Source organism: Nocardia sp. NPDC059236 (genome assembly GCF_042754085.1).
In the GTDB taxonomy this organism is placed as follows: Bacteria; Actinomycetota; Actinomycetes; order Mycobacteriales; family Mycobacteriaceae; genus Nocardia.
In genome coordinates, this window is sequence record NZ_JBHZAF010000017.1 from 111,189 (window position 1) to 130,290 (window position 19,102).

The 19,102-nt window shown below is 67.5% G+C and carries 19 protein-coding genes; 11 read left to right on the forward strand and 8 right to left on the reverse strand.

Going from position 1 to position 19,102, the window contains the following annotated elements; genetic code table 11:
• Nucleotides 1-10: 10 nt before the first annotated feature.
• The 4 genes from ACFXIV_RS35005 to ACFXIV_RS35020 form a co-directional block, all read right to left on the reverse strand.
• Nucleotides 11-1,933, reverse strand: coding sequence for an ATP-binding cassette domain-containing protein (locus ACFXIV_RS35005; protein ID WP_379402186.1), 1,923 nt, complete (start codon nt 1,931-1,933; stop codon nt 11-13).
• 36 nt (nt 1,934-1,969) lie between these two features.
• A complete protein-coding gene (locus ACFXIV_RS35010; RefSeq protein WP_379402203.1) occupies nt 1,970-3,079 on the reverse strand; it encodes a type III polyketide synthase in 1,110 nt (369 codons plus the stop codon).
• A gap of 194 nt (nt 3,080-3,273) precedes the next feature.
• Entirely contained in the window at nt 3,274-4,683 is a 1,410-nt protein-coding gene (locus ACFXIV_RS35015) for a fatty acid desaturase (protein ID WP_379402204.1), read from the reverse strand.
• 376 nt (nt 4,684-5,059) lie between these two features.
• Nucleotides 5,060-5,890: an LppX_LprAFG lipoprotein gene (locus ACFXIV_RS35020; protein ID WP_379402187.1), complete on the reverse strand. Its 831-nt coding sequence runs from the start codon at nt 5,888-5,890 to the stop codon at nt 5,060-5,062.
• A 65-nt stretch (nt 5,891-5,955) separates the two neighbouring features.
• Here ACFXIV_RS35020 and ACFXIV_RS35025 point away from each other — a divergent pair, with 65 nt between their 5' ends.
• Nucleotides 5,956-6,207 carry a hypothetical protein gene (locus ACFXIV_RS35025; RefSeq protein WP_379402188.1) on the forward strand — a complete coding sequence of 84 codons (252 nt, stop codon included), beginning with the start codon at nt 5,956-5,958 and terminating at the stop codon, nt 6,205-6,207.
• 13 nt (nt 6,208-6,220) lie between these two features.
• On the opposite strand, the gene ACFXIV_RS35030 is transcribed toward ACFXIV_RS35025, so the two are convergent.
• A complete protein-coding gene (locus ACFXIV_RS35030; protein WP_379402189.1) occupies nt 6,221-6,922 on the reverse strand; it encodes an alpha/beta fold hydrolase in 702 nt (233 codons plus the stop codon).
• Nucleotides 6,923-7,049: 127 nt separating this feature from the next.
• Between ACFXIV_RS35030 and ACFXIV_RS35035 the strand changes: the two genes are divergently transcribed.
• Nucleotides 7,050-7,886, forward strand: a complete 837-nt coding sequence (locus ACFXIV_RS35035; protein ID WP_379402190.1) for a class I SAM-dependent methyltransferase — start codon at nt 7,050-7,052, stop codon at nt 7,884-7,886.
• 6 nt (nt 7,887-7,892) lie between these two features.
• The gene (locus ACFXIV_RS35040; protein ID WP_379402191.1) at nt 7,893-8,507 is read left to right on the forward strand and encodes a TetR/AcrR family transcriptional regulator; all 615 of its coding nucleotides are present in this window, start codon (nt 7,893-7,895) and stop codon (nt 8,505-8,507) included.
• Between the two features lie 220 nt (nt 8,508-8,727).
• Here the strand turns inward: ACFXIV_RS35040 and ACFXIV_RS35045 are convergent, their stop codons facing one another.
• Complete coding sequence (locus tag ACFXIV_RS35045) at nt 8,728-9,096, reverse strand: DUF1844 domain-containing protein (protein WP_379402205.1); 369 nt, start codon at nt 9,094-9,096, stop codon at nt 8,728-8,730.
• A 330-nt stretch (nt 9,097-9,426) separates the two neighbouring features.
• Here ACFXIV_RS35045 and infC point away from each other — a divergent pair, with 330 nt between their 5' ends.
• From infC to ACFXIV_RS35065, 4 genes are all read left to right on the forward strand, one after another.
• Nucleotides 9,427-10,113, forward strand: a complete 687-nt coding sequence (gene infC, locus ACFXIV_RS35050; protein WP_354846243.1) for a translation initiation factor IF-3 — start codon at nt 9,427-9,429, stop codon at nt 10,111-10,113.
• Nucleotides 10,114-10,173: 60 nt separating this feature from the next.
• Nucleotides 10,174-10,368, forward strand: coding sequence for a 50S ribosomal protein L35 (gene rpmI, locus ACFXIV_RS35055; protein ID WP_040856904.1), 195 nt, complete (start codon nt 10,174-10,176; stop codon nt 10,366-10,368).
• Between the two features lie 118 nt (nt 10,369-10,486).
• Entirely contained in the window at nt 10,487-10,867 is a 381-nt protein-coding gene (gene rplT, locus ACFXIV_RS35060; RefSeq protein ID WP_040807291.1) for a 50S ribosomal protein L20, read from the forward strand.
• Nucleotides 10,868-10,877: 10 nt separating this feature from the next.
• Complete coding sequence (locus ACFXIV_RS35065) at nt 10,878-11,702, forward strand: TrmH family RNA methyltransferase (RefSeq protein WP_379389509.1); 825 nt, start codon at nt 10,878-10,880, stop codon at nt 11,700-11,702.
• 74 nt (nt 11,703-11,776) lie between these two features.
• Here ACFXIV_RS35065 and ACFXIV_RS35070 read toward each other — a convergent pair whose 3' ends face one another.
• A complete protein-coding gene (locus ACFXIV_RS35070; protein ID WP_379402192.1) occupies nt 11,777-12,352 on the reverse strand; it encodes a TetR/AcrR family transcriptional regulator in 576 nt (191 codons plus the stop codon).
• 101 nt (nt 12,353-12,453) lie between these two features.
• Here ACFXIV_RS35070 and ACFXIV_RS35075 point away from each other — a divergent pair, with 101 nt between their 5' ends.
• Both ACFXIV_RS35075 and ACFXIV_RS35080 read left to right on the forward strand, forming a co-directional pair.
• On the forward strand, nt 12,454-13,908 hold the full coding sequence (locus ACFXIV_RS35075) for an MFS transporter (RefSeq protein ID WP_379402193.1): 1,455 nt from the start codon (nt 12,454-12,456) through the stop codon (nt 13,906-13,908).
• A gap of 27 nt (nt 13,909-13,935) precedes the next feature.
• Nucleotides 13,936-14,160, forward strand: coding sequence for a hypothetical protein (locus tag ACFXIV_RS35080; protein ID WP_379402194.1), 225 nt, complete (start codon nt 13,936-13,938; stop codon nt 14,158-14,160).
• Between the two features lie 85 nt (nt 14,161-14,245).
• On the opposite strand, the gene lipB is transcribed toward ACFXIV_RS35080, so the two are convergent.
• Complete coding sequence (lipB, locus tag ACFXIV_RS35085) at nt 14,246-14,917, reverse strand: lipoyl(octanoyl) transferase LipB (RefSeq protein ID WP_379402753.1); 672 nt, start codon at nt 14,915-14,917, stop codon at nt 14,246-14,248.
• A 166-nt stretch (nt 14,918-15,083) separates the two neighbouring features.
• Between lipB and pheS the strand changes: the two genes are divergently transcribed.
• A complete protein-coding gene (gene pheS / locus ACFXIV_RS35090) occupies nt 15,084-16,142 on the forward strand; it encodes a phenylalanine--tRNA ligase subunit alpha (protein ID WP_379402752.1) in 1,059 nt (352 codons plus the stop codon).
• Nucleotides 16,143-16,174: 32 nt separating this feature from the next.
• Nucleotides 16,175-18,676 (forward strand): phenylalanine--tRNA ligase subunit beta, encoded by a 2,502-nt coding sequence (gene pheT, locus ACFXIV_RS35095; protein WP_379402751.1) that lies wholly within the window; start codon nt 16,175-16,177, stop codon nt 18,674-18,676.
• Nucleotides 18,677-19,102 lie beyond the last annotated feature (426 nt).

Consider the following 19,102-nt stretch of genomic DNA (forward strand, 5'->3'; position numbering starts at 1 on the left):
TATTTCGTGCCTAGTCGGCAACCGCCAGGGGCGGGCTGAGTTCCTTGACCTCGGCGATGTGGCCGAAGTCGAGTTTCACGATCTGGTCGGCGCAGTCGAAGTAGCGGTCGTCGTGGGTGATCACGATGACGGTCTTGCCGCGTTCCTTGAGCTTCACCAGGATTTCCCGGTAGAAGACGTCGCGGAACTTCGGTTCCTGGTCCGCGGCCCACTCGTCGAACATGTAGATCGGGCGATCCTCGAGCAGAGCGGTCAAGAGGGCCAGGCGCTTTCGCTGACCCTGGGACAGCGCGATCGTCGACAGCCGGCCGTTCTCCACGGTGACCTTGTGGTCGATCTGGAGTTCCTTCAGGTACTTGCGGACCTCGTCGTCGACGCCTTCGTCGAAGCCCAGGTAGTCCTCGAACAGGTGGAAGTCGGTGAAGACCGCCGACGAGTTCTGCCGGAACCACTCGATGTTCTCGTGGTCGATCGCCTCGCCATTGAGCGACAGGTGACCGTGCTGCGGGACGTACAGGCCCGTGATCAGTTTGGCCAGTGTCGATTTGCCGCTGCCGTTACCGCCCACGATGAAGCTGATCTGACCGGGTGAGAAGGTCAGGTCCAGCGGTCCGAGGTGGAAGCCGGACCCGTCGGCCTGCGGCGGGGCCATGGGCGCGCCCATCGGGACGGGGTGGCCGCCGTGGTCGACGAACCGGTGGCCGTTGACATCCGGCCGATCGGTGCCGCGCGGGCCGTGCCCGGGCGGCGGGCCGCCGGGCCGTCCGCCCGGATGCGGGCCGGGGCGTCCGCCCATGGGCGCACCGGGTGCGCCGGGCCGCCCACCGCCGCCCGGGTGCGGCCGCGCACCGCCACCCGGGTGGGCTCCGGTACCGGGCGGCGGGCCACCCGGCACGGGCGGGAAGGCCGGCGGCGCTTCGCTCAGGTAGTTGTAGCTGACGTCGTTGAGTTCCAGCCGCGCTGCGGTGGCGGCGGGACGCTCGGTGTAGGGCAGCGTGGATTCGTCGTGCGCCGTCTGGATGGACAGATTCAGCGAGCGAATCTTGGCCAGTGCCACGTCACCGCGCAGCAGGTCGGGAATGCGGTGCATGAAATTCTGCATGGGCATCGAGAGGAACGTGGTGACCAGGACGTAACCGACCATGACGTTCTGCGGCAGGTCCAGGGCGCGCGCCAGGCCGAACAGGATCAGGGCCATGGTGCCCAGCTGCAGCAGCTGGCCGAAACCCTGGGCGAAGGTGAACTTGGAGCCGGCGTCGACGTTCTGCACCCGCAGCTGCTCGGCGGAGCCGAGCAGCTGCCGATCCATGAAGTCGCGCCGCCGCCCGCGGTGCAGCTTGAGCTCCTTGATGCCCAGCGACACCTCCTGGAAGGACCGCAGCAGGCCGTCCTCGTTCTCGCGGGCGGCCTGGTACAGGTGCCGCACCTTCTTGAGAACCGTTTCGACACAGGCGATTCCGAGCAGGGTGCCCGCGACGGTGGTGGCGAAGATCGGGCCGGACACGACCGCGAGGAACACGAAGCAGCCGATGATGGTCGCCAGATCGATGCAAATGCTCGGAATGGCCGTGACCGCCTGCGACAGTGACCGCACGTCCTCGGTCAGGGTCGCGATGAGGCGGTGCTGCCCGAGTCGCTCGAGGTGTTCGAGCGGCGCGGACACGATGCGGGCGCTCAGGTCCGCGCGCAGGCGGTAGATGGCCTCCTGCGCGAGCCGGATCAGCAGCACCTGCGAGATCACGCCGCTGATCAGGATGATCAGCGCGGTCGCGACGAACGCCTGGACCGTGACGCCCGGATGCGGTTCCGGTGACACCACTCCCCGAATCAATGTCACCAGGTAGGTATTGGCCGCACCGCAGACCAGACCGGAGGCGATGACGCCGGCGATCCGCATCCACGAGATGGAGATGAGGAATCTGATGAGTTGCATGGCTGCTGGGCTCTCTGGACGGAAACTATGCCCGGATCAGGGGCGGATGATGTCGAAGACGACACCCTCGAGGGTGACGCCGGGCGCGAACGAGAACGCCACCCCGGTCGAGATAGGCTGCGTGGCCTGCTGCGCGATCATCTGCTCGAGCACGAAGATCAGCGAGACGCTGAGCATGTTGCCGTACTCGGCGAGCACGTCCCAGCTGGTCGCCGCCTGCTCGGAGCCGAGGCCGAGCGAGCGCACGGACTCCTCGATGATCTTCGGGCCACCCGGGTGGATCGCCCACAGGTCGATGTCGGACTTGGTCATGCCATTGCGCGCCAGCACGCCGGTCACCACCGGGTCCACCCCGCGCAGAATGTACTGCGGCAGGTTCTCCGACAGCTCGCAGGTGATGCCATTGTCGTTGACGCCCAGGACGATTCCGTCCTCCGCGTCGTCGAACAGGTAGCTGAAGCTGTCGCGGATGACCACCGCGCCGGCCGGCAGCGGCTGGTGCGGCTGGCTGGCCCCGATGACCACCGCGCCGCAGCCGTCTCCGAAGAGGCTGTGGATGATGACATCGTTGATATTGTCGTCGAACACGGCGTTCACCGAGCTCAGTTCGATGCAGATGACCAGCGCCTTCTTGTCCGGGTGCGCCCGGACGTAGTCCACCGCGGCGCGCACCGAGTTCATGGCCGCGGCGCAGCCCATGAAGTTCACGATGACGCGGTTGACGGTGGGGGACAGGCCCAGCTGCTTGACCACGGCCACATCCACGCCGGGTGCGATGAAGCCGGTGCTGGTGGCGAAGACCAGCATGCCGATCTCCGACGCCCGGTCCTCCAGGTGCGCGGTGGCGCGTCCGGCCACATCCACCGCCAGCGGCACCGCGTGCTCGTAGAAGGTGTTCATGCGGTCCCGGATAGTGCCGACTTCCTTGCTGTAGGACAGGAATTCGGGGTCGATCGGGTCGACCGCGAGGTGGCGGGTGGTGATGCGGGTCTTCTGGTAGATCCGCGGAATCCGGGCCTGCTGCACCGGATCGCTGAACAGCCCGGCCACCTGGGCGGCGGCGTCGGCCTGCGAGAAGATCTGGCTCGGCGAACCGGTCGCGATGGATTCGATGACGCCGACGCTGGTCGGCGGGGTCGGCGGCAGCGGTGCGGGTGCGAAGCCCTCCCGGTGTAGGAAGGCCGAGCCGGGCTCGCCCCCCGCGAGCCGGGGCACCGCCGTCGAGGGGCGGGCGCCCCCCTCATCGATGGTGATTGACACGAAATTCTCCCCTCGTTTCGATATGACGACCCGCGGTGCGGCCGGCGCATGTACGGACGCACCGCGGTAGTGGAATCGGTTCAGACGGTTCCGATTCCGGTGAAGCCCTGAACCGTGTAGACGGCGCAGGTCTTCAGGGCAAGTGGTGAGAAGTGCTCCTTGACGAACCCCCACTTGCGCTCCACCGCGTCGTCGGACGGCGCGAGAATGTAGGTGCGGATCTGCTTGGGGAAGCGGTCGGTGAAGAAGCTCTTGGCCGGCAGCCACTCCACCCCGAACTTCGCGGACTCCTCGCGCAGCACGTCCTCGGTCGCGATGTTCGCGAATCCACTGCGCTGGTAGGGCAATACGTGATGCACCCGGTGCGAGCTCAGGCCCGCGGACAGGAAGCAGTCGACGTAGCGGTTGCCGACCACCTTGAGGTCGTAGGCCTGCTCGATCTGGTTGACGCCCCAGTCCTCGGAGTTCGACTCGATCTCCTCGGTCTCCAGTTCGAAGTCGTGGCTGGCCACCACCAGGAAGGTGGAGATCCACAGCGTGATCACGAATTGCAGTGCCCAGGCCCAGAAGTCGCCCATCACGGTGAAGACGATCAGCTCGCCCAGCAGCAGGAAGCGCACGCCGAAGGAACCGATGAAGTGCGGCAGCGCACCGCCCCAGGTGCCGTACATGTCCTTGATGCCCACCTTGCGGGTGAGGCGGCAGACGTCGAGCAGGCGGATGGTCATGCCGGTGATGGTGTGACCGAACTTGTGCAGGGTGTGGATCGGCACCCGGTACAGCCGCGGGACCCGCATCATCATGGTGAAGACGTTCTTCTTGATGTCGACTTCACTCTGGGTGTGCGGGTGGTGCAGCAGCGCGTGGCCGTCCGCGGTCACGAAAGCCAGTGCGACGTAATTGAAGTCGAAGGCATTCGTGTAGATCTTGTTCATGCCCTTCTGGGCGCGGTGGATGGCGTAGTGCCCGAAGCCGGCCAGCGAGCTGCGCAGCAGCACCATGGCGATCACGAACACCGGCAGCGGCATCCAGCTGCGCTCGAACAGCCGCAGGCCCTGCACCGCGAAGTACAGCACCGCCAGCGTGGCCACCACGATATTGAAGTAGGTGTCCATGCGCCGGATGCGGGCGGCCAGCTCAGGTTCCTTGAGCCGGGCCTTCACCTGGTGGAGCAGGTCGTCCTTGTTGTCGAAGCTGAACTTCGGGGTGTCGCGCCAGCTGTCGAAGCCCTCGTTGAAGAGGAAGGCGGGCGCGTTGGCCTTGGGGTGGATGTCCTCCGGCAGGGCGTCGCGATCCAGCGCATACTTCTTCAGGATGCGGCCGATGGCCTCCGGATTCTTGTGGTACGAACCGACGATCGAGGTGATGTCGCGATTCTTGGTCCGGCCGATGAAGAACTCGCCGCCCGGATGCTTGGAAATCCAGTCGCTGAGGTCGTAGGCTTTGCCGTTGTAGACCCAGACATTCGATACCGGCGGCGGGCCGTCCATCGGGGGCCGGCGGAACTCCCCTTCGGGCTCCTGGCGTTCGATCGTCGCTTCGGTTTCTGGGCGTTCGATCGTCGCTTCGGCCTCTGGTCGTTCGATCGTCATAGCATCCCTCCACACGCAGGCACGACGTTTGAACTATCAGACGAAATCGTCGCTGCTGCGCCTTGCATTTCACTGAACAATCTCTTAAGCGTGCAGCCGAGATAGCTGCGGACTAACCAGCTCGCGGAGCGAGCCGGAATTGGTTGTAAGCAATGGTATTTCGGACCGTGTGCCGAAATGCGAAAGCCGGTCCGGGGAGGGCGGACGACAGGCGTTGCCGCCGTTGCTTTTTCCCCGAACCGGCTCCGAACTCACATGACAGGGATGTGCGCGATCAGCTGCCGGGCTTGGTGACGTGGACCGGCTTCGCCCAGTCGGACAGGGTAACCGTGACGGTGCCCGTGTCCTTGGTGACCACGGCGCGCACCAGGTTGGGACCGGTGCCCGGCGAGGCGGCCGTGGACGGCAGCGTGGTGCCGGCGCCGCTCGGCGGAGCGACGTCCTTGATGTACAGGGTGATGGGGAAGGTGCCGCCGTCCTTGCCGATCTGCGGCACGACCGGGTCGAACACCGAGGCGTCGATGGTGCCGCTCACCTTCACGGTGTCGACGCCGTCGATCTTCTCGCGGCTCTCGGCCTTCGCGTTCTTCACCTGCGCAATGACATTGGCGAGGCCCTTGTCCTTGTCCAGGAGGACGCCCGGATCGTAGATCTTCTCGGCGGGGCCGACGGGGGCGTACTTGCTGCCGTCGCCGGTGTAGAGGGTCTTGTCGACGACCATGAACTTGGTGTCGGTGAAGTCGGCGTCCGGCTTGACCTTGACCTTGGCCTCACCGATGGCCTGACCCTGGCCCTGCGGCTGGTTGGTGACGTCGGCCTTGAGGCTCTCGACCGGGAGGGTCGGAAGGTTCTGGACATCCATGACCACGTGCACCGACTGCAGGGTCTGGGTGGTCTTGGCGGATTCGGCGACGATCTGCGCACCGTCGGGCAGCTGCGACGGCGGGGCCGCCTGCGAGGTGGTGGCCTTGCTGTCCGAGCTGGAGGACGAGGAGCAGCCCGACACCAGCGCGGCGGCCGCGGCGGCGGCGATCATGATCGGAAGGACGCTGCGCCGGACGCGGCGTCCAGCGGTGTGCTTGCCTTGGGACATCAGTTCATTCATGTACAACCCCCGAAGATTCCGTTCGATCTCGTTGTGAGGACAGCCTTGCCGCTGCCCGTCGTAGTATGCAGGACTTCACCCGCGTCCGTGTCGAACGAGGCGATACTCTGGCATCCAACCAGCACCACCTGCGTGACGCCAAAGTTTTAGATCATCCAGCCGCGCAGGCGATTACCCTGCAACCCAGTATTTCCCACGCGGCGGCGAGCGTTAACAGCGTCGTTGAGTCGGCAGCAAGCCGAGCGGCCGCGAATTTGCGCGCAGTTCTGTCGCTGGATATTAGCCAATTGATTCTTGAAATTTCAGCTGATCGTTGAAATTTCGGCGGAATCAGTGCTGTGCGGTCTCGTGGATCAGCTCGGCGAGTTCCTCCGGTTTCGACCACATCGGCCAGTGCCCGGTCGGCAGGTCCACGTACTCCGCATCGATGTTGCGCAGCTCCCGGAACAGCGGCGGCTCCCCGGCGTCGCGGAGCTGCTGGACCAGCTCGGAGGGGAAGCTGCAGCAGATCACGGTGGTCGGAACCTTCAGTCGCGCAGCCGAATCGCCGAGCGTCACCGGGCGGCCCGCCACGCCGGCCGGGACCGGCACCGCCCGCTCCCGGAAGCGGGCCAGCATCGCCTCGTCCAATCCGGCCAGGCTGTTCCCCATGGCCTCCACCTCGGCCCAGGTGTCCGGCAGCGGAAACTCCGCCGCGTCCCCCAGGGCCGGGTTGAGGACGAACCCCTGCGGCATGGGTGCACTGTCGGCGTACACGACGCGCGAAAACAGTTCCGGCGCCAGATCTGTTGCCATGTACGCAACCGCACCGGCGCCCGAATGGGCCACCAGCACATCGCCCTCGCGGCCGGCCGCGACGATCGCGCGCGCCTGTGTCTCCAGGGTTGCCGACAATCGCTCCGGATCCGCCGGATCCAGACCCGGCAGGGTCAGCGCCTCGACCTCGTCCCCGAGCGACCGCAACTGCCCGGCCACTTCCTCCCACGCCCATGCGCCCAGCCAGAAGCCGGGAACCAGCAGTATCCGTGCCATGTCCTGAGGATTGCACAGCCCGCCGACAGTCGAAACCCCATGTCTCCTGGGGGCTCTTGACCCGAGCGGCGGGTGAGGCGCATTATGAACGCACGTTCATGAACCAGCGTTCATATAGGAGTCGATCATGACCGAGATCGTCAATACCGCTCAGTCCGATGCCTGGAACGGCTACGAGGGCGAACACTGGGCCGGCAACCACGACCGCTACGACGCGGTGAACCACGGCTTCAACGAACCCCTGCTGACCGCCGCCCGCATCTCCGCCGGTGACCACCTCCTCGACATCGGTTGCGGCAACGGCCAATTGACCCGCGCCGCCGCCCGCCGCGCCGGCACGGGATCCGCGACCGGCATCGACCTCTCCGGTCCGATGCTCACCCGGGCTCGCACCCTCGCTGCCGCCGAGGCCGTTCCCAATGTCACCTTCGAACGGGGCGACGCCCAGGTATTCCCCTTCACCGGCAACGCTTTCGATGCCGCCCTGAGCCGCTTCGGCATCATGTTCTTCGCCGACCCGCTGGCCGCCTTCACGAACATCGCCCGCACCCTGCGCCCCGGCGGCCGCCTCGCCTTCGTCACCATGCCGCCCATGCCCGGCACCGACCTCGGCACCGTATTCGGCGCGGCCGCACAGCATCTCGCCGACTTCGAGATCACGCACACCCACGGTCCGCTCGCCGACCCCGATGCCATCCGAGACCTTTTGACCGCCGCCGGTTTCCACGACATCGACGTCGAACACCGTGAGGCCGAAGGTCTCTGGGGCCGCGACCTGGACGACGCCACCGACTTCATCATCGACTGGGGCCCGCTGCGCTACCACCGCTCGCTGTCCGGTTTCACCACCGATACCGCAGTCCGCGCAGCCATCTCGACCGCCCTGGCCTCCTTCGTCACCCCCGGCGGCATCCGCCTCCGCAATGCGGCCTACCTGGTCACCGCGACCCGCCCGCTACCGTAACCACCCATGTCCCCGAGAAAGGCAGCGGCGCTGCGCGGCACCGACGACGACCGCAACCTCCGCGACCACCTCGTCACCACCGCCCAGCGCCTCCTCGCCGACCAGGGCGCACCCGGCCTCACCGTCCGCGCCATCGCCCGCGCCGCAGGCGTCGCCGACGGCGTCCTCTACAACCACTTCCCCGACAAGGACGCCCTCCTGGCCGCAGCCCTCAGCGCCCACGTCGCCGCCGCCCACGCCGCCCTGGCCCCCCTGCCCACCCCCGGCACCGCCACCGTCCAGGAGAACCTGGCGCTGTACCTACACGCCGGCCTCACCCTGCACCGCGCAGTCCTCCCGGTCTTCGCCGGCCTGCTGGCCAGCCCATCCGTACTGGCCCGCTACGCCGAATCCGAAGCCCGCAACGATGATTGGCGCGAACTACTGGCCCGCTACCTCCGCGCCGAACGCGACCTTTCCCGCCTCGCCCCCGACGCCGACACCGCCGCCGCGACCGCCATCCTCGTCGGCATCTGCCACGACGCAGTCCTCACCGCATTGCTCCCCGGCACCACGCACGCCGAAGTCGAGGTAGACGCAGTAGTTGTGACGCTCCTCGCCGGAATTGCACCCCACCCCTGAGGCATCCAGCTGCCGCCACAGTCTCGACCTTGCTCAGCCGATGCGGCCTTGTTGAACTGAAGGCTTTGTGTCACAGTCGATCCGGGGAACTCAGCCCGGCGTCGCGCGGCCCCACCACGGCGATTGCGATTTCCACGGCTGGGGCGCGGTCGACCCAGGTTCTCGATCCACCGGTCTCAGGCTACTGAGCGGGGCGGGGTGAATCGGCCGAGCGGTTGGCTCAGTACACCGGGCCGGTGTACTTCTCGCCCGGGCCGGCGCCGGGGGCGTCGGGGTAGGCGGAGGATTCGCGGAAGGCGCGCTGGAGGGATTGGAGGCCTTCGCGGAGGGGGCCGGCGTGCGGGCCGAGGTATTCGACGGAGGCGGTGATCAGGCCGGCGAGGGCGGTGATGACGCGGCGGGCCTCGTCGAGGTCGAGGTGGGGGCTGGTGGCAGGATCGGCTTCGCCGAGGCCGAGCTTCTCGGCGGCGGAGCTCATCAGCATGACGGCGGCGCGGCTGATGACCTCGACGGCAGGGATGTCGGCCAGTTCGCGGACGATCTCGCCGTCGATGAGGGCCGATTCGTCGCTGGTGATTGCCTCGCTCATGCGGTAGAGCATCCCACCGTGCGGGTCGGCGCTGGTCGCGGGGGCCGTCGATTCGGAGCTCACGGCTATGAGTGTTAGACTCTTCCGCGACGACCGTCCCGGACTGGTTCCTGCAACCGACTCGGGGCATCAAGTGGAGCCCGACTCCCACCGTCGATCGGCCCTTCCGGTCAGATCAGGCGGTCCGGTCGCCCATCATTTACCTGATGGGTTCTGTACGTGGGTTTGCCCTGCGTGTGGTGCGATGCCAGCTGTTTGCGTCGCGGATCGGTCGACTCGGGCCCCGTGGTGGTGAAATACCAGCACGGGGCTTTCGTGTTGGAATTGGGGTTGCAGTTATTGCTTGCGGTCGTTGACGAACCGCTTGACCTAGGAGGCCCCATCAGCACTGAGACCCGCATCAACGATCGCATCCGCGTTCCCGAGGTCCGACTCATCGGACCGGGTGGCGAGCAGGTTGGGATCGTGCGTGTTGAAGATGCACTACGCGTCGCTCAGGAAGCTGACCTCGACCTGGTCGAGGTCGCGCCGGATGCACGCCCGCCGGTGTGCAAGATCATGGACTACGGCAAGTTCAAGTACGAGACCGCGCAGAAGGCGCGTGAGTCCCGGAAGAACCAGGTTCAGACCGTGATCAAGGAGCAGAAGCTCCGGCCGAAGATCGATGACCACGACTACGCCACCAAGCGCGGCCATGTGATGCGCTTCCTCGAGGCCGGGTCGAAGGTCAAGGTCACCATCATGTTCCGCGGTCGCGAGCAGTCGCGTCCGGAACTCGGCTTCCGGCTCTTGCAGCGACTGGCCGCCGACGTCGCCGACCTCGGTTTCGTCGAAACTTCGGCCAAGCAGGACGGCCGGAACATGACCATGGTCCTCGCGCCCCACAAGGGTGCGAAGACGCGGGTGAAGGCCCAGCAGTCTGCGGCCCAGGGCGGCACCGTCCCGGCCGAGACCCCGGCTCCGGCCCCGGCCGAGACCGCAGCCCCGGCTGCCGAACCGGCCACCCCGCAGCAGTAATAACGAGAAGCTCCGGTGGCGCGCTGACGCGCGCCTCCGGCACGACAGATTGAGGAATCCATGCCGAAGATGAAGAGCCACAGCGGCGCCTCGAAGCGATTCAAGGTGTCGGGCAGCGGCAAGCTGCTGCGTCAGCAGGCGAACCGTCGCCACCTGCTCGAGCACAAGCCGTCCACCCGGACTCGTCGTCTGGACGGCGTGGAGGTCGTCGCGAAGGCGGACGTCGCTCGCGTCAAGAAGCTGCTCGCCAAGTAATTCGGCTGAGCCAGCCGCTCGCGATCCGTTCGCGGAACGCATCACCGACCAACCTCGGGCGCACTCACCGGGTTCACGCGAAAGACCCGGCGCCCCTTATTCGATCAAGGACTGACAAGTGGCACGCGTCAAAAGGGCCGTCAACGCTCAGAAGAAGCGCCGTTCCGTTCTCGAGGCCTCCAAGGGCTACCGTGGCCAGCGGTCGCGCCTGTACCGCAAGGCCAAGGAACAGCAGCTGCACTCGCTCACCTACGCCTACCGGGATCGCCGGGCGCGCAAGGGTGACTTCCGCCAGCTGTGGATCACTCGTATCAACGCCGCCGCGCGTCTGAACGACATGACCTACAACCGCTTCATGCAGGGCCTGAAGGCCGCCGGCATCGAGGTGGACCGCAAGATCCTGGCCGAGCTCGCGGTGAGCGACGCCGAGGCGTTCGCCCAGCTGGTGGCCGCCGCCAAGGCCGCGCTGCCCGCCGACGTCAACGCCCCGGCCGCCTGATTCGGCCTGCGTGACGACGCAACACTCGAAGCGACCCGCGGACGTGCTCTCCGAGCACAACCCGCGGGTCGTTTCTGCGGTCAAGCTCCATCGCGCGCCGGTGCGCCGCAAGACCGGCCTGTTCCTGGCCGAGGGCGCGAATTCGGTGGAGGCCGCGCTTGATACCGGGCGGATCGAGGAGCTGTTCTACTCCTCCAAGGCCGCCGAACGTGAGCACGAGCTGGTGGCCGGCGCTGCGGCGCAACGGGTGCGGACCACGCTGGTCAGTGACCGTGCCGCGGAGATGCTGGGGGAGACCGTGACGCCGCCCGGCCTGATCGCGGTGTGCCGCCAGGTGGATGTGCCGCTGTCGGAGATCATCGACGCGTCCCCGCGCATGCTGGCCGTCCCGGTCGAGATCGCCGACCCCGGCAATGCCGGAACCCTGATCCGGGTGGCCGACGCGGTCGGCGCGGATGGCGTGGTGCTGGCCGGTGATTCGGTAGATCCGCACAACGGCAAATGCGTGCGTGCCTGTGCCGGAAGCCTTTTCCACGTTCCCGTGGCCCGCTCCCGCGATATCGATGCCACCCTCGACGCCCTCGAGCATGCGGGGATCGCCGTGCTGGCGACCACCGCCAAAGGCGAGGTCGACCTGGACGATGCCGACGAGATCCTGCGCGGCCCGGTCGCCTGGCTGTTCGGCAACGAGGCGCACGGCCTGGACAAGGCCATCGCCGCCCGCGCCACCCATCGGGTCCGGATCCCCATTCACGGCCGCGCCGAGAGCCTGAATCTCGCTGCCGCGGCGGCCATTTGCCTCTATGCGAGCTCTCGGGTCCAGCACGCCAAGTGACGCCCGCCGAGTCTGCCGACGCCATCGTCGAGGTCGACGCGGTGCCGAAACCCGGCGAGCCGGCCCGGATCTGATCAGATGCCGTCCTCGCTGAGGTTGGCGAGGATCTCGGTGGCCCACGGCGGGGTGTCGGCGTCGTCGCTATCGGTGACCTGGAGCGCAGTCAGGTCGATGAGCAGCATGCCGGTGGCGAAGAAGCGGCCGATCTCGTAGGTCGTCGCGCCGGTGAGCTCCTTGGCCAGGTTGTAGAGGCGTCCGAAGTGATCGCGGATGTTCTCGCCGATGGCCGGCTCGCTCGCCGCCGCGATGCCCTGCAGGAAGACCCTGGGGAGATCGCGGTCGGTGAGGAAATGGTCGCCGAAGTGGCTGCCGAGGGAATCGAGGCGGTCTTTGGGGGAGGCGTCCGGTGCGGCCTGGGTGGCCCCGGTCCGGAAGAGCTCCTCGATGCGCCCGCACACCTGGTCCAGCACTGCCAGGAACAGCTGTTGCTTGGTGCCGAACAGTCGGATCACATAGGGCTGCGAGACCCCCGACCGGCGCGCGATATCGTCGGTTTTCGTTGCCGCGTAACCGGATTCAGCGAAGGCGGCGGTTGCCGCCGCGAGGACTTCCGCGCTGCGTTCGGTCGCCGTCATCCGGGTCCTGGTCATGGCTGTCGTGCCTCCTCGTCGTCGCGATCCCGTGTGCCATTGACATGTTATCAGTCAATGCATACTCTCTAGTTATCAGTCGATAACAACAAGGATTGGTCATGGCTGAAACACTCGAAACCTCAACCCTCACCGACAAGGTCGTCGATGCCGCCCGGCGGCGGCCGCTGGGCGCGATCCTGGCGGCCGTGGGCATCCCGATGTTCATGGTCACGCTGGACAATCTCGTGGTCACCAACGCGCTGCCGGTCATCCGCACCGAACTGCACGCGTCGCTCACCGACCTGCAGTGGTTCGTGAACGCCTACACGCTGTCCTTCGCCTCGCTGCTGCTCACCGCCGCCGCGCTCGGCGACCGGATCGGCCGCCGGCGGATGTTCGTCATGGGCATCGCGCTGTTCACGGCGGCCTCGGCGGCGTGCGCGCTGGCCACCGAGCCGTGGATGCTCATCGCCTCGCGGGCGGTACAGGGCTTCGGCGGGGCGGCGGTGATGCCACTGTCGCTGACACTGCTGTCGGCGGCGGTCCCGGAGAAGATGCGCAGTGCGGCCATCGGCATCTGGGGCGGCATCTCCGGGCTCGGCGTGGCGCTCGGACCCGTGGTCGGCGGCGCGGTCGTCGACGGACTCAGCTGGCAGTGGATCTTCTGGATCAACGTTCCGATCGGCATCGTCGCCGTTCCGCTAGCCGCCCGCATCCTGAACGAATCCTTCGGCGGCGCAAGGAAATTGGATCCGATCGGCCTGCTGCTGTCGGCGGGTGGCGTGCTCGCGGTGGTCTGGGGCGTGATCCACGGCGCGGACGACGGATGGACCTCGGCCAAGGTGCTGACCGGACTGATCGGCGGCGCGGCGCTGCTGGCGGCGTTCGTGCTGTGGGAGAACCGCTCGGCCGACCCCATGCTGCCGCTGCGGCTGTTCCGGTCGCGCAGCTTCACCGCGGTCAATACCGTGCTCTTCACCTTCTCCGTCGGCGTCTTCGGCTCGATCTTCCTGCTGGCCCAGTACTTCCAGGTGGTGCAGGGCTACACGCCGCTGCAGTCCGGTATCCGGACGCTGCCGTGGACCATGGCTCCGATGGTGGTGGCTCCGCTCGCCGGGCTGATCGTCGATCGGGTGGGTGTGCGGCCGCTGATCGCCATCGGTCAGGTGTTCCTGTCGGCGGCGCTGCTGTGGATGGCGCTGATCACGACGGTCGACGTCTCCTACGGTTCCTTCGTCCTGCCCTTCGTGCTGGGCGGCATCGGTATGGGTCTGACCTTCGCACCCACCGCCACCGCCGTCATGGCCAGCGCGGCCCCGGCCGATCAGGGCATGGCCTCCGGCACCAACAACACCATCCGTGAAGTGGGTGTCGCCATGGGTGTCGCGGTGCTGGCGTCCGTATTCGCCTCGCACGGCTCGTATCTGAGCCCGCAGGAATACGTGGACGGCCTCACCCCGGCGGTCAAGGTGGGCGCGGCCATCGTCGCGGTCGGTGCGCTGGTCGCATTGCTGCTGCCCAGTCGGCAGGCGATCGCCGAATCATCCACCGGTGCACCGGCTGTCGCTCACTGACCGGGCTGGTCTCCACGGAGGTGCCTCATGTACGAGACCCTGCTCCTGCTGTTCGTCCTGCTGCTCCCCGCGAATATTCATGCGGCAGTGGACAATATCCCCTTCGCTGGTCAGGCGGCCACACCGCTGTGGTTCCGCATCCCCGAACAACTGGTCTACATCGGCGTAGCCTTGTTCGCCACCCTCGGATCGGCGTCGACGATCCGATCCGTCCCTCGAACGGCGTCTCTGGCAACCGGTGCGCCAGGGTAACGCCGGCACGAACCGCGTTGTGCCCCTTCCGGACCGGTCCGGAAGGGGCACAACGCATTCACGTGCACTCGGGAGGTGGCGCCGGCTACGGAGCCAGGCTCGGAGCAGCGGCGGCCTCGAAGGCGGTGGTGATGGCGGCGACCACCCGGTCCATCGTCGGCGGCTCTTGCCCGGGGAGTTCCCGCTCGACGGAGGTCATGTCGACATCGGGCATGCCGCAGGCGACCGCGAGCTTCCAGGGGGTGAGGTCGCCGGTGACATTGAGAGCGAAGCCGTGCGTGGAGACATTGCGGCCGACGCGCATGCCGATGGACGTGATCTTGCGGCGGGTGTCGCGGGTCCAGACGCCGGTGAGGAGCTCGGAACCCGGTGGGGTGTCACGGCGTTCGGCGGGGATCCCGAGCTCGGCCAGAGCCGTGACGAGTCGGTGCTCGACGTCGCGGATGAGGTCGACGACGCCTTCGCCGGGTTGCAGTTTGACGATGAGATAGCCCACGAGCTGGCCGGGCCCGTGATAGGTGAGCTGGCCGCCGCGGCGGGTCAGGAGGACCGGGATATCGGTCTCGGGGGCGGGAAAGTGGGCCTCGGGGGTCCGGACGCCGGCGGTGAAGATGGGTTCGTGGCTCAGGAGCCACAGGGTGTCGGGCCGCTGGTCGGCGACGCGCTCCTCCCACATCTCCTGCATGCGGTCCATCGCCGCCGAGTACTCGATGAGGCTGTCGGTGTCGTCGATGAGGGTCAGCGGCCGGGACTTCACACGTTCATTCGTACCACCGCCGGCTTCGCCACCGCGCCGACAGGGTGGTCTCGAGCTGGGAAAATCCGGGTGAGGTGGCCTGATTACAAGGATTACGATGCGACCAGCAAGAATAGGTAGGAAATTCAGCCCGACCCGTAACCAGCCTGGGGAGTGACGAACCATCGTGGCCGATGACAACAGTGCCGAGCAGACCGCTGCGTTGAGCGAGGAGTCGCTCTCCGCCGCCGCGGAAGCTGCTGAGAAGGCGTTCGCCTCGGCCTCGACCCTGGACGAGCTGGCTGCCGCCAAGACCGAGTACATGGGTGGCAAGTCGCCGATCTCGCTGGCGCAGCGGTCGCTGGGCACGCTGCCCAAGGAGGAGAAGGCCGACGCCGGCAAGCGCGTCAATGTCGCGCGCGGCCGGGTGTCGCAGGCGTACGAGACCCGCCAGGCCGAATTGCTCGCCGAGCGCGACGCTGCGGTCCTGGTCGCCGAGACCATCGACGTCACCTTGCCCGCCCGTCGGCACGCCGACGGCGCGCGGCATCCGATCTCGGTGCTGTCCGAGCGGGTCGCGGATGTGTTCGTGGCCATGGGCTGGGAGGTCGCCGAGGGTCCCGAGGTCGAGACCGAGCACTTCAACTTCGACGCCCTCAACTTCCTGCCGGACCACCCGGCCCGCACCATGCAGGACACCTTCCACATCGCGCCGGAGGGTTCGCGGCAGGTGCTGCGCACGCACACCTCGCCGGTTCAGGTGCGCTCCATGCTGTCTCGCGAGCTGCCGATCTACGTGGTCTGCCCGGGGCGGACCTTCCGCACCGACGAGCTGGACGCCACTCACACCCCGGTGTTCTCGCAGATCGAGGGTCTGGCCATCGACAAGGGCCTGACGATGGCGCACCTCAAGGGCACCCTGGACTCCTTCGCGCGGTCGCTGTTCGGTCCGAACACCACCACGCGTATGCGGCCCAGCTTCTTCCCCTTCACCGAGCCGTCCGCCGAGGTGGACGTGTGGTTCGAGGACAAGAAGGGCGGCCCCGGCTGGGTCGAGTGGGGCGGCTGCGGCATGGTGAACCCGAAGGTGCTCATCGCCAGCGGCATTGATCCCGAGGTGTACAGCGGTTTCGCGTTCGGCATGGGTCTGGAACGGACCCTGCAGTTCCGCAACGGCCTGCCGGACATGCGTGACATCGTCGAGGGCGATGTGCGCTTCACGCTGCCGTTCGGCATCCAGTCCTGACCTGACCCCGATACGAGGAAGCGAAACGTCAAGTGCGAGTAGCGCAGTCCTGGCTGACGGAAATCCTGCAGCGGACCACCCCCGGGTGGTCGGTGACGCCGGAGGAGCTCGACGCGGGGTTCGTCCGGGTCGGGCTGGAGGTCGAAGAGGTCGACCAGTTGCACCAGGTGCAGGGTGACATCGAGCACCCGCTGGTGGTCGGACGGGTCGCCGAGATCACCGAGCTGACCGAGTTCAAGAAACCGATCCGCTTCTGCAAGGTGGACGTCGGCAATCCCGAGCTGCAGGAGATCGTCTGCGGCGCACGGAATTTCGCCGTCGGCGACCTGGTGGTCGTGGTGCTGCCCGGTGGCGTGCTGCCCGGTGGCTTCCGGATCGCGTCGCGGAAGACCTACGGCCACACCAGCAATGGCATGATCTGCTCGGTCGCCGAACTGGGGATCGGGAAGGACCACAGCGGCATCCTGGTGCTCGAGCCCGGCACCGCCGAGCCCGGCGCGGACGCCAATGAGCTGCTGGGTCTGGACGATACGGTCATCGAGCTGGCCATCACCCCCGACCGCGGCTACGCCTTCTCGGCGCGCGGCCTGGCGCGTGAACTGGCCTGCGGCTTCGACCTGGAATACGGCGATCCGGCCGTGCGGCTGCTGCCGGACGACGAGGCCGATGCCTGGTCGGTGAAGCTCGAGCCCGATTCGCTGTGCACGCGCTTCGCGGTGCGCCGGGTGACCGGCATCGACCCGAAGGCCGTGAGCCCGTGGTGGCTGCAGCGTCGCCTGCTGCTCTCGGGCGTGCGGCCCATCTCCCCGGCCGTCGACGTCACCAACTACGTGATGCTCGAGCTCGGCCAGCCGCTGCATGCCTTCGACGCCACGAAGGTGCAGGGCGGTTTCGTGGTGCGCCGCGCGCACAAGGGCGAAACGTTGCGCACCCTCGACGAGGCCGAGCGCACCCTCGACTCCGAGGACGTGGTGATCGCCGATGACAGCGGCGTCATCTCGCTCGCGGGCATCATGGGCGGCGCGAGCACCGAGGTGTCCGGCACCTCCACCGACATCCTGCTCGAGGCCGCCACCTGGAACCCGGTGTCCGTGGCTCGCACCGCGCGCCGCCACAAGCTCGGTTCCGAGGCCAGCCGCCGGTTCGAGCGGATCGTGGACCCCGAGGTCAATGTGGCCGCCCTGGATCGCGCCGCTGCGCTGCTGGCCGAGATCGCCGGTGGCACAGTCGAATCCGTGCTGACCGATGTGCGCGTGCCCACCCCGGCGCGGCAGCCGATCGTCATGGACATCGACCTGGCCGACCGCACCGCGGGCGTGCACTACGCGCCCGGTGCGGCCACCCGCCGCCTGCAGCAGGTGGGCTGCGCCATCGAGGTCGGCGTCAGCGAGTCCGGGCACGGGCAGCTGGTCGTCACCCCGCCGAGCTGGCGGCCCGACCTCACCCAGCCCGCCGACCTGGTCGAGGAGGTGCTCCGCCTGGAGGGTCTGGACAAGATCCCGTCGGTGCTGCCCACCGCCCCCGCCGGCCGCGGCCTCACCGCCCAGCAGCGCCGTCGCCGCGCGGTGAGCAAGGCGCTGGCATTCGAGGGCTGCGTCGAGGTGCCCGCGCCGGTCTTCATGCCCGGCGGTGTCTTCGACACCTGGGGTCTGGACGCGGATGACTCGCGCCGCAAGACGTTGCGCGTGCTCAACCCGCTCGATGTCGAGCGCGCCGAGCTGTCGTCCACGCTGCTGCCCGGTCTGCTGGAGATCGCCGCCCGCAATATTTCTCGCGGGGAGCGCGACCTCGCGATCTACGGCATCGGCCAGGTCACGCTGCCGACCGAGCAGACCGTGCCGGTGGGCCCGCTGCCCGTCGACCGCCGTCCCACCGAGGACGAGATCGGCGTGCTGTTGCAGTCGCTGCCGGAGCAGCCGATCCACATCGGTGCCGTGCTCACCGGTCGCCGCGAGCCGCGGGGGCCGTGGGGTGCGGGTCGTGCGGTCGAGGCGGGCGACGCCTTCGCCCTGGTGGACGCGATCGCCGACGCTTCGGGCCTGGTGATCGAACGTCGTGCCGCGCACTACCTTCCGTGGCACCCGGGCCGGTGCGCCGAGCTCGTCGTCGACGGGGTCGTCGTCGGCCACGCCGGTGAACTGCACCCCGCGGTCCTGGAGCGCTCGGGTCTGCCCCCGCGCACCTGCGCCGTGGAACTCGACCTCGACGCACTGCCGCTGCGCGAAATCCGGCCCACCCCCGTGGTTTCCGCGTTCCCCGCGGTGCTGCAGGACGTGTCGATCAGCGTCGACAAGGCGGTGTCCGCCGCCGCCGTGGAGGACGCCCTCCGCACCGGCGCGGGCGAACTGCTCGAGAACATCTCGCTCTTCGATGTCTACGAGGGCGCCCAGGCCGGTGAGGGCCGCAAGTCCCTGACCTACGCCCTGCGCTTCCGTGCCATCGACCGTACCCTGACCGAGGACGAGGCCAGCGCCGCCCGCGACGCAGCTGTCGCCGCCGCGTCCTCCGCGGTAGGAGCGGTCATCCGCGCCTGACCCGAACCGGCAAACACAACGGAGGCTCCGAACCCGGGGCCTCCGTTGTCATTTCCGCGGTTCGCTCAGCTCGGTGGTGTTGCTCGCCCGGATGTCGTTGACTTCGATCAGCAGGGGCAGGCGGAGCGGGATCTCCGCGCCGACAGCGGTCAGGATGCTGATGTGCGCTGAGCCGCCAGCAGCACGGTGAGAACGACGTCGAACCCCACCCACGTCACCCGCCACTGGTCCGCCTGATAACCGGTCCGGAAATGTAGTGGCCAGCAACGCAATCCACGCGGACATAGCGAGTGGTACGGCCGATTAGGCGAACCTCCCAACTCGATATCGCCTGCAGCACAGCATCGTCGATCACAAGTCCGAAGGTATGCGCCTGGGCCCGGAACGAAAACCAAAAGAAGACGAGCTGCGAAAAATCCGCGATCG

Excerpts from the sequence above, each read along its gene's own strand:
- ACFXIV_RS35005 (WP_379402186.1), bottom strand. The coding sequence starts at position 1,933 with ATGCAACTCATCAGATTCCTCATCTCCATCTCGTGGATGCGGATCGCC.
- ACFXIV_RS35015 (WP_379402204.1), bottom strand. The coding sequence starts at position 4,683 with ATGGACGGCCCGCCGCCGGTATCGAATGTCTGGGTCTACAACGGCAAA.
- ACFXIV_RS35020 (WP_379402187.1), bottom strand. The coding sequence starts at position 5,890 with ATGAATGAACTGATGTCCCAAGGCAAGCACACCGCTGGACGCCGCGTC.
- ACFXIV_RS35025 (WP_379402188.1), top strand. The coding sequence starts at position 5,956 with ATGCAGGACTTCACCCGCGTCCGTGTCGAACGAGGCGATACTCTGGCA.
- ACFXIV_RS35030 (WP_379402189.1), bottom strand. The coding sequence starts at position 6,922 with ATGGCACGGATACTGCTGGTTCCCGGCTTCTGGCTGGGCGCATGGGCG.
- ACFXIV_RS35035 (WP_379402190.1), top strand. The coding sequence starts at position 7,050 with ATGACCGAGATCGTCAATACCGCTCAGTCCGATGCCTGGAACGGCTAC.
- ACFXIV_RS35040 (WP_379402191.1), top strand. The coding sequence starts at position 7,893 with ATGTCCCCGAGAAAGGCAGCGGCGCTGCGCGGCACCGACGACGACCGC.
- ACFXIV_RS35045 (WP_379402205.1), bottom strand. The coding sequence starts at position 9,096 with ATGAGCGAGGCAATCACCAGCGACGAATCGGCCCTCATCGACGGCGAG.
- rpmI (WP_040856904.1), top strand. The coding sequence starts at position 10,174 with ATGCCGAAGATGAAGAGCCACAGCGGCGCCTCGAAGCGATTCAAGGTG.
- ACFXIV_RS35070 (WP_379402192.1), bottom strand. The coding sequence starts at position 12,352 with ATGACCAGGACCCGGATGACGGCGACCGAACGCAGCGCGGAAGTCCTC.
- ACFXIV_RS35075 (WP_379402193.1), top strand. The coding sequence starts at position 12,454 with ATGGCTGAAACACTCGAAACCTCAACCCTCACCGACAAGGTCGTCGAT.
- ACFXIV_RS35080 (WP_379402194.1), top strand. The coding sequence starts at position 13,936 with ATGTACGAGACCCTGCTCCTGCTGTTCGTCCTGCTGCTCCCCGCGAAT.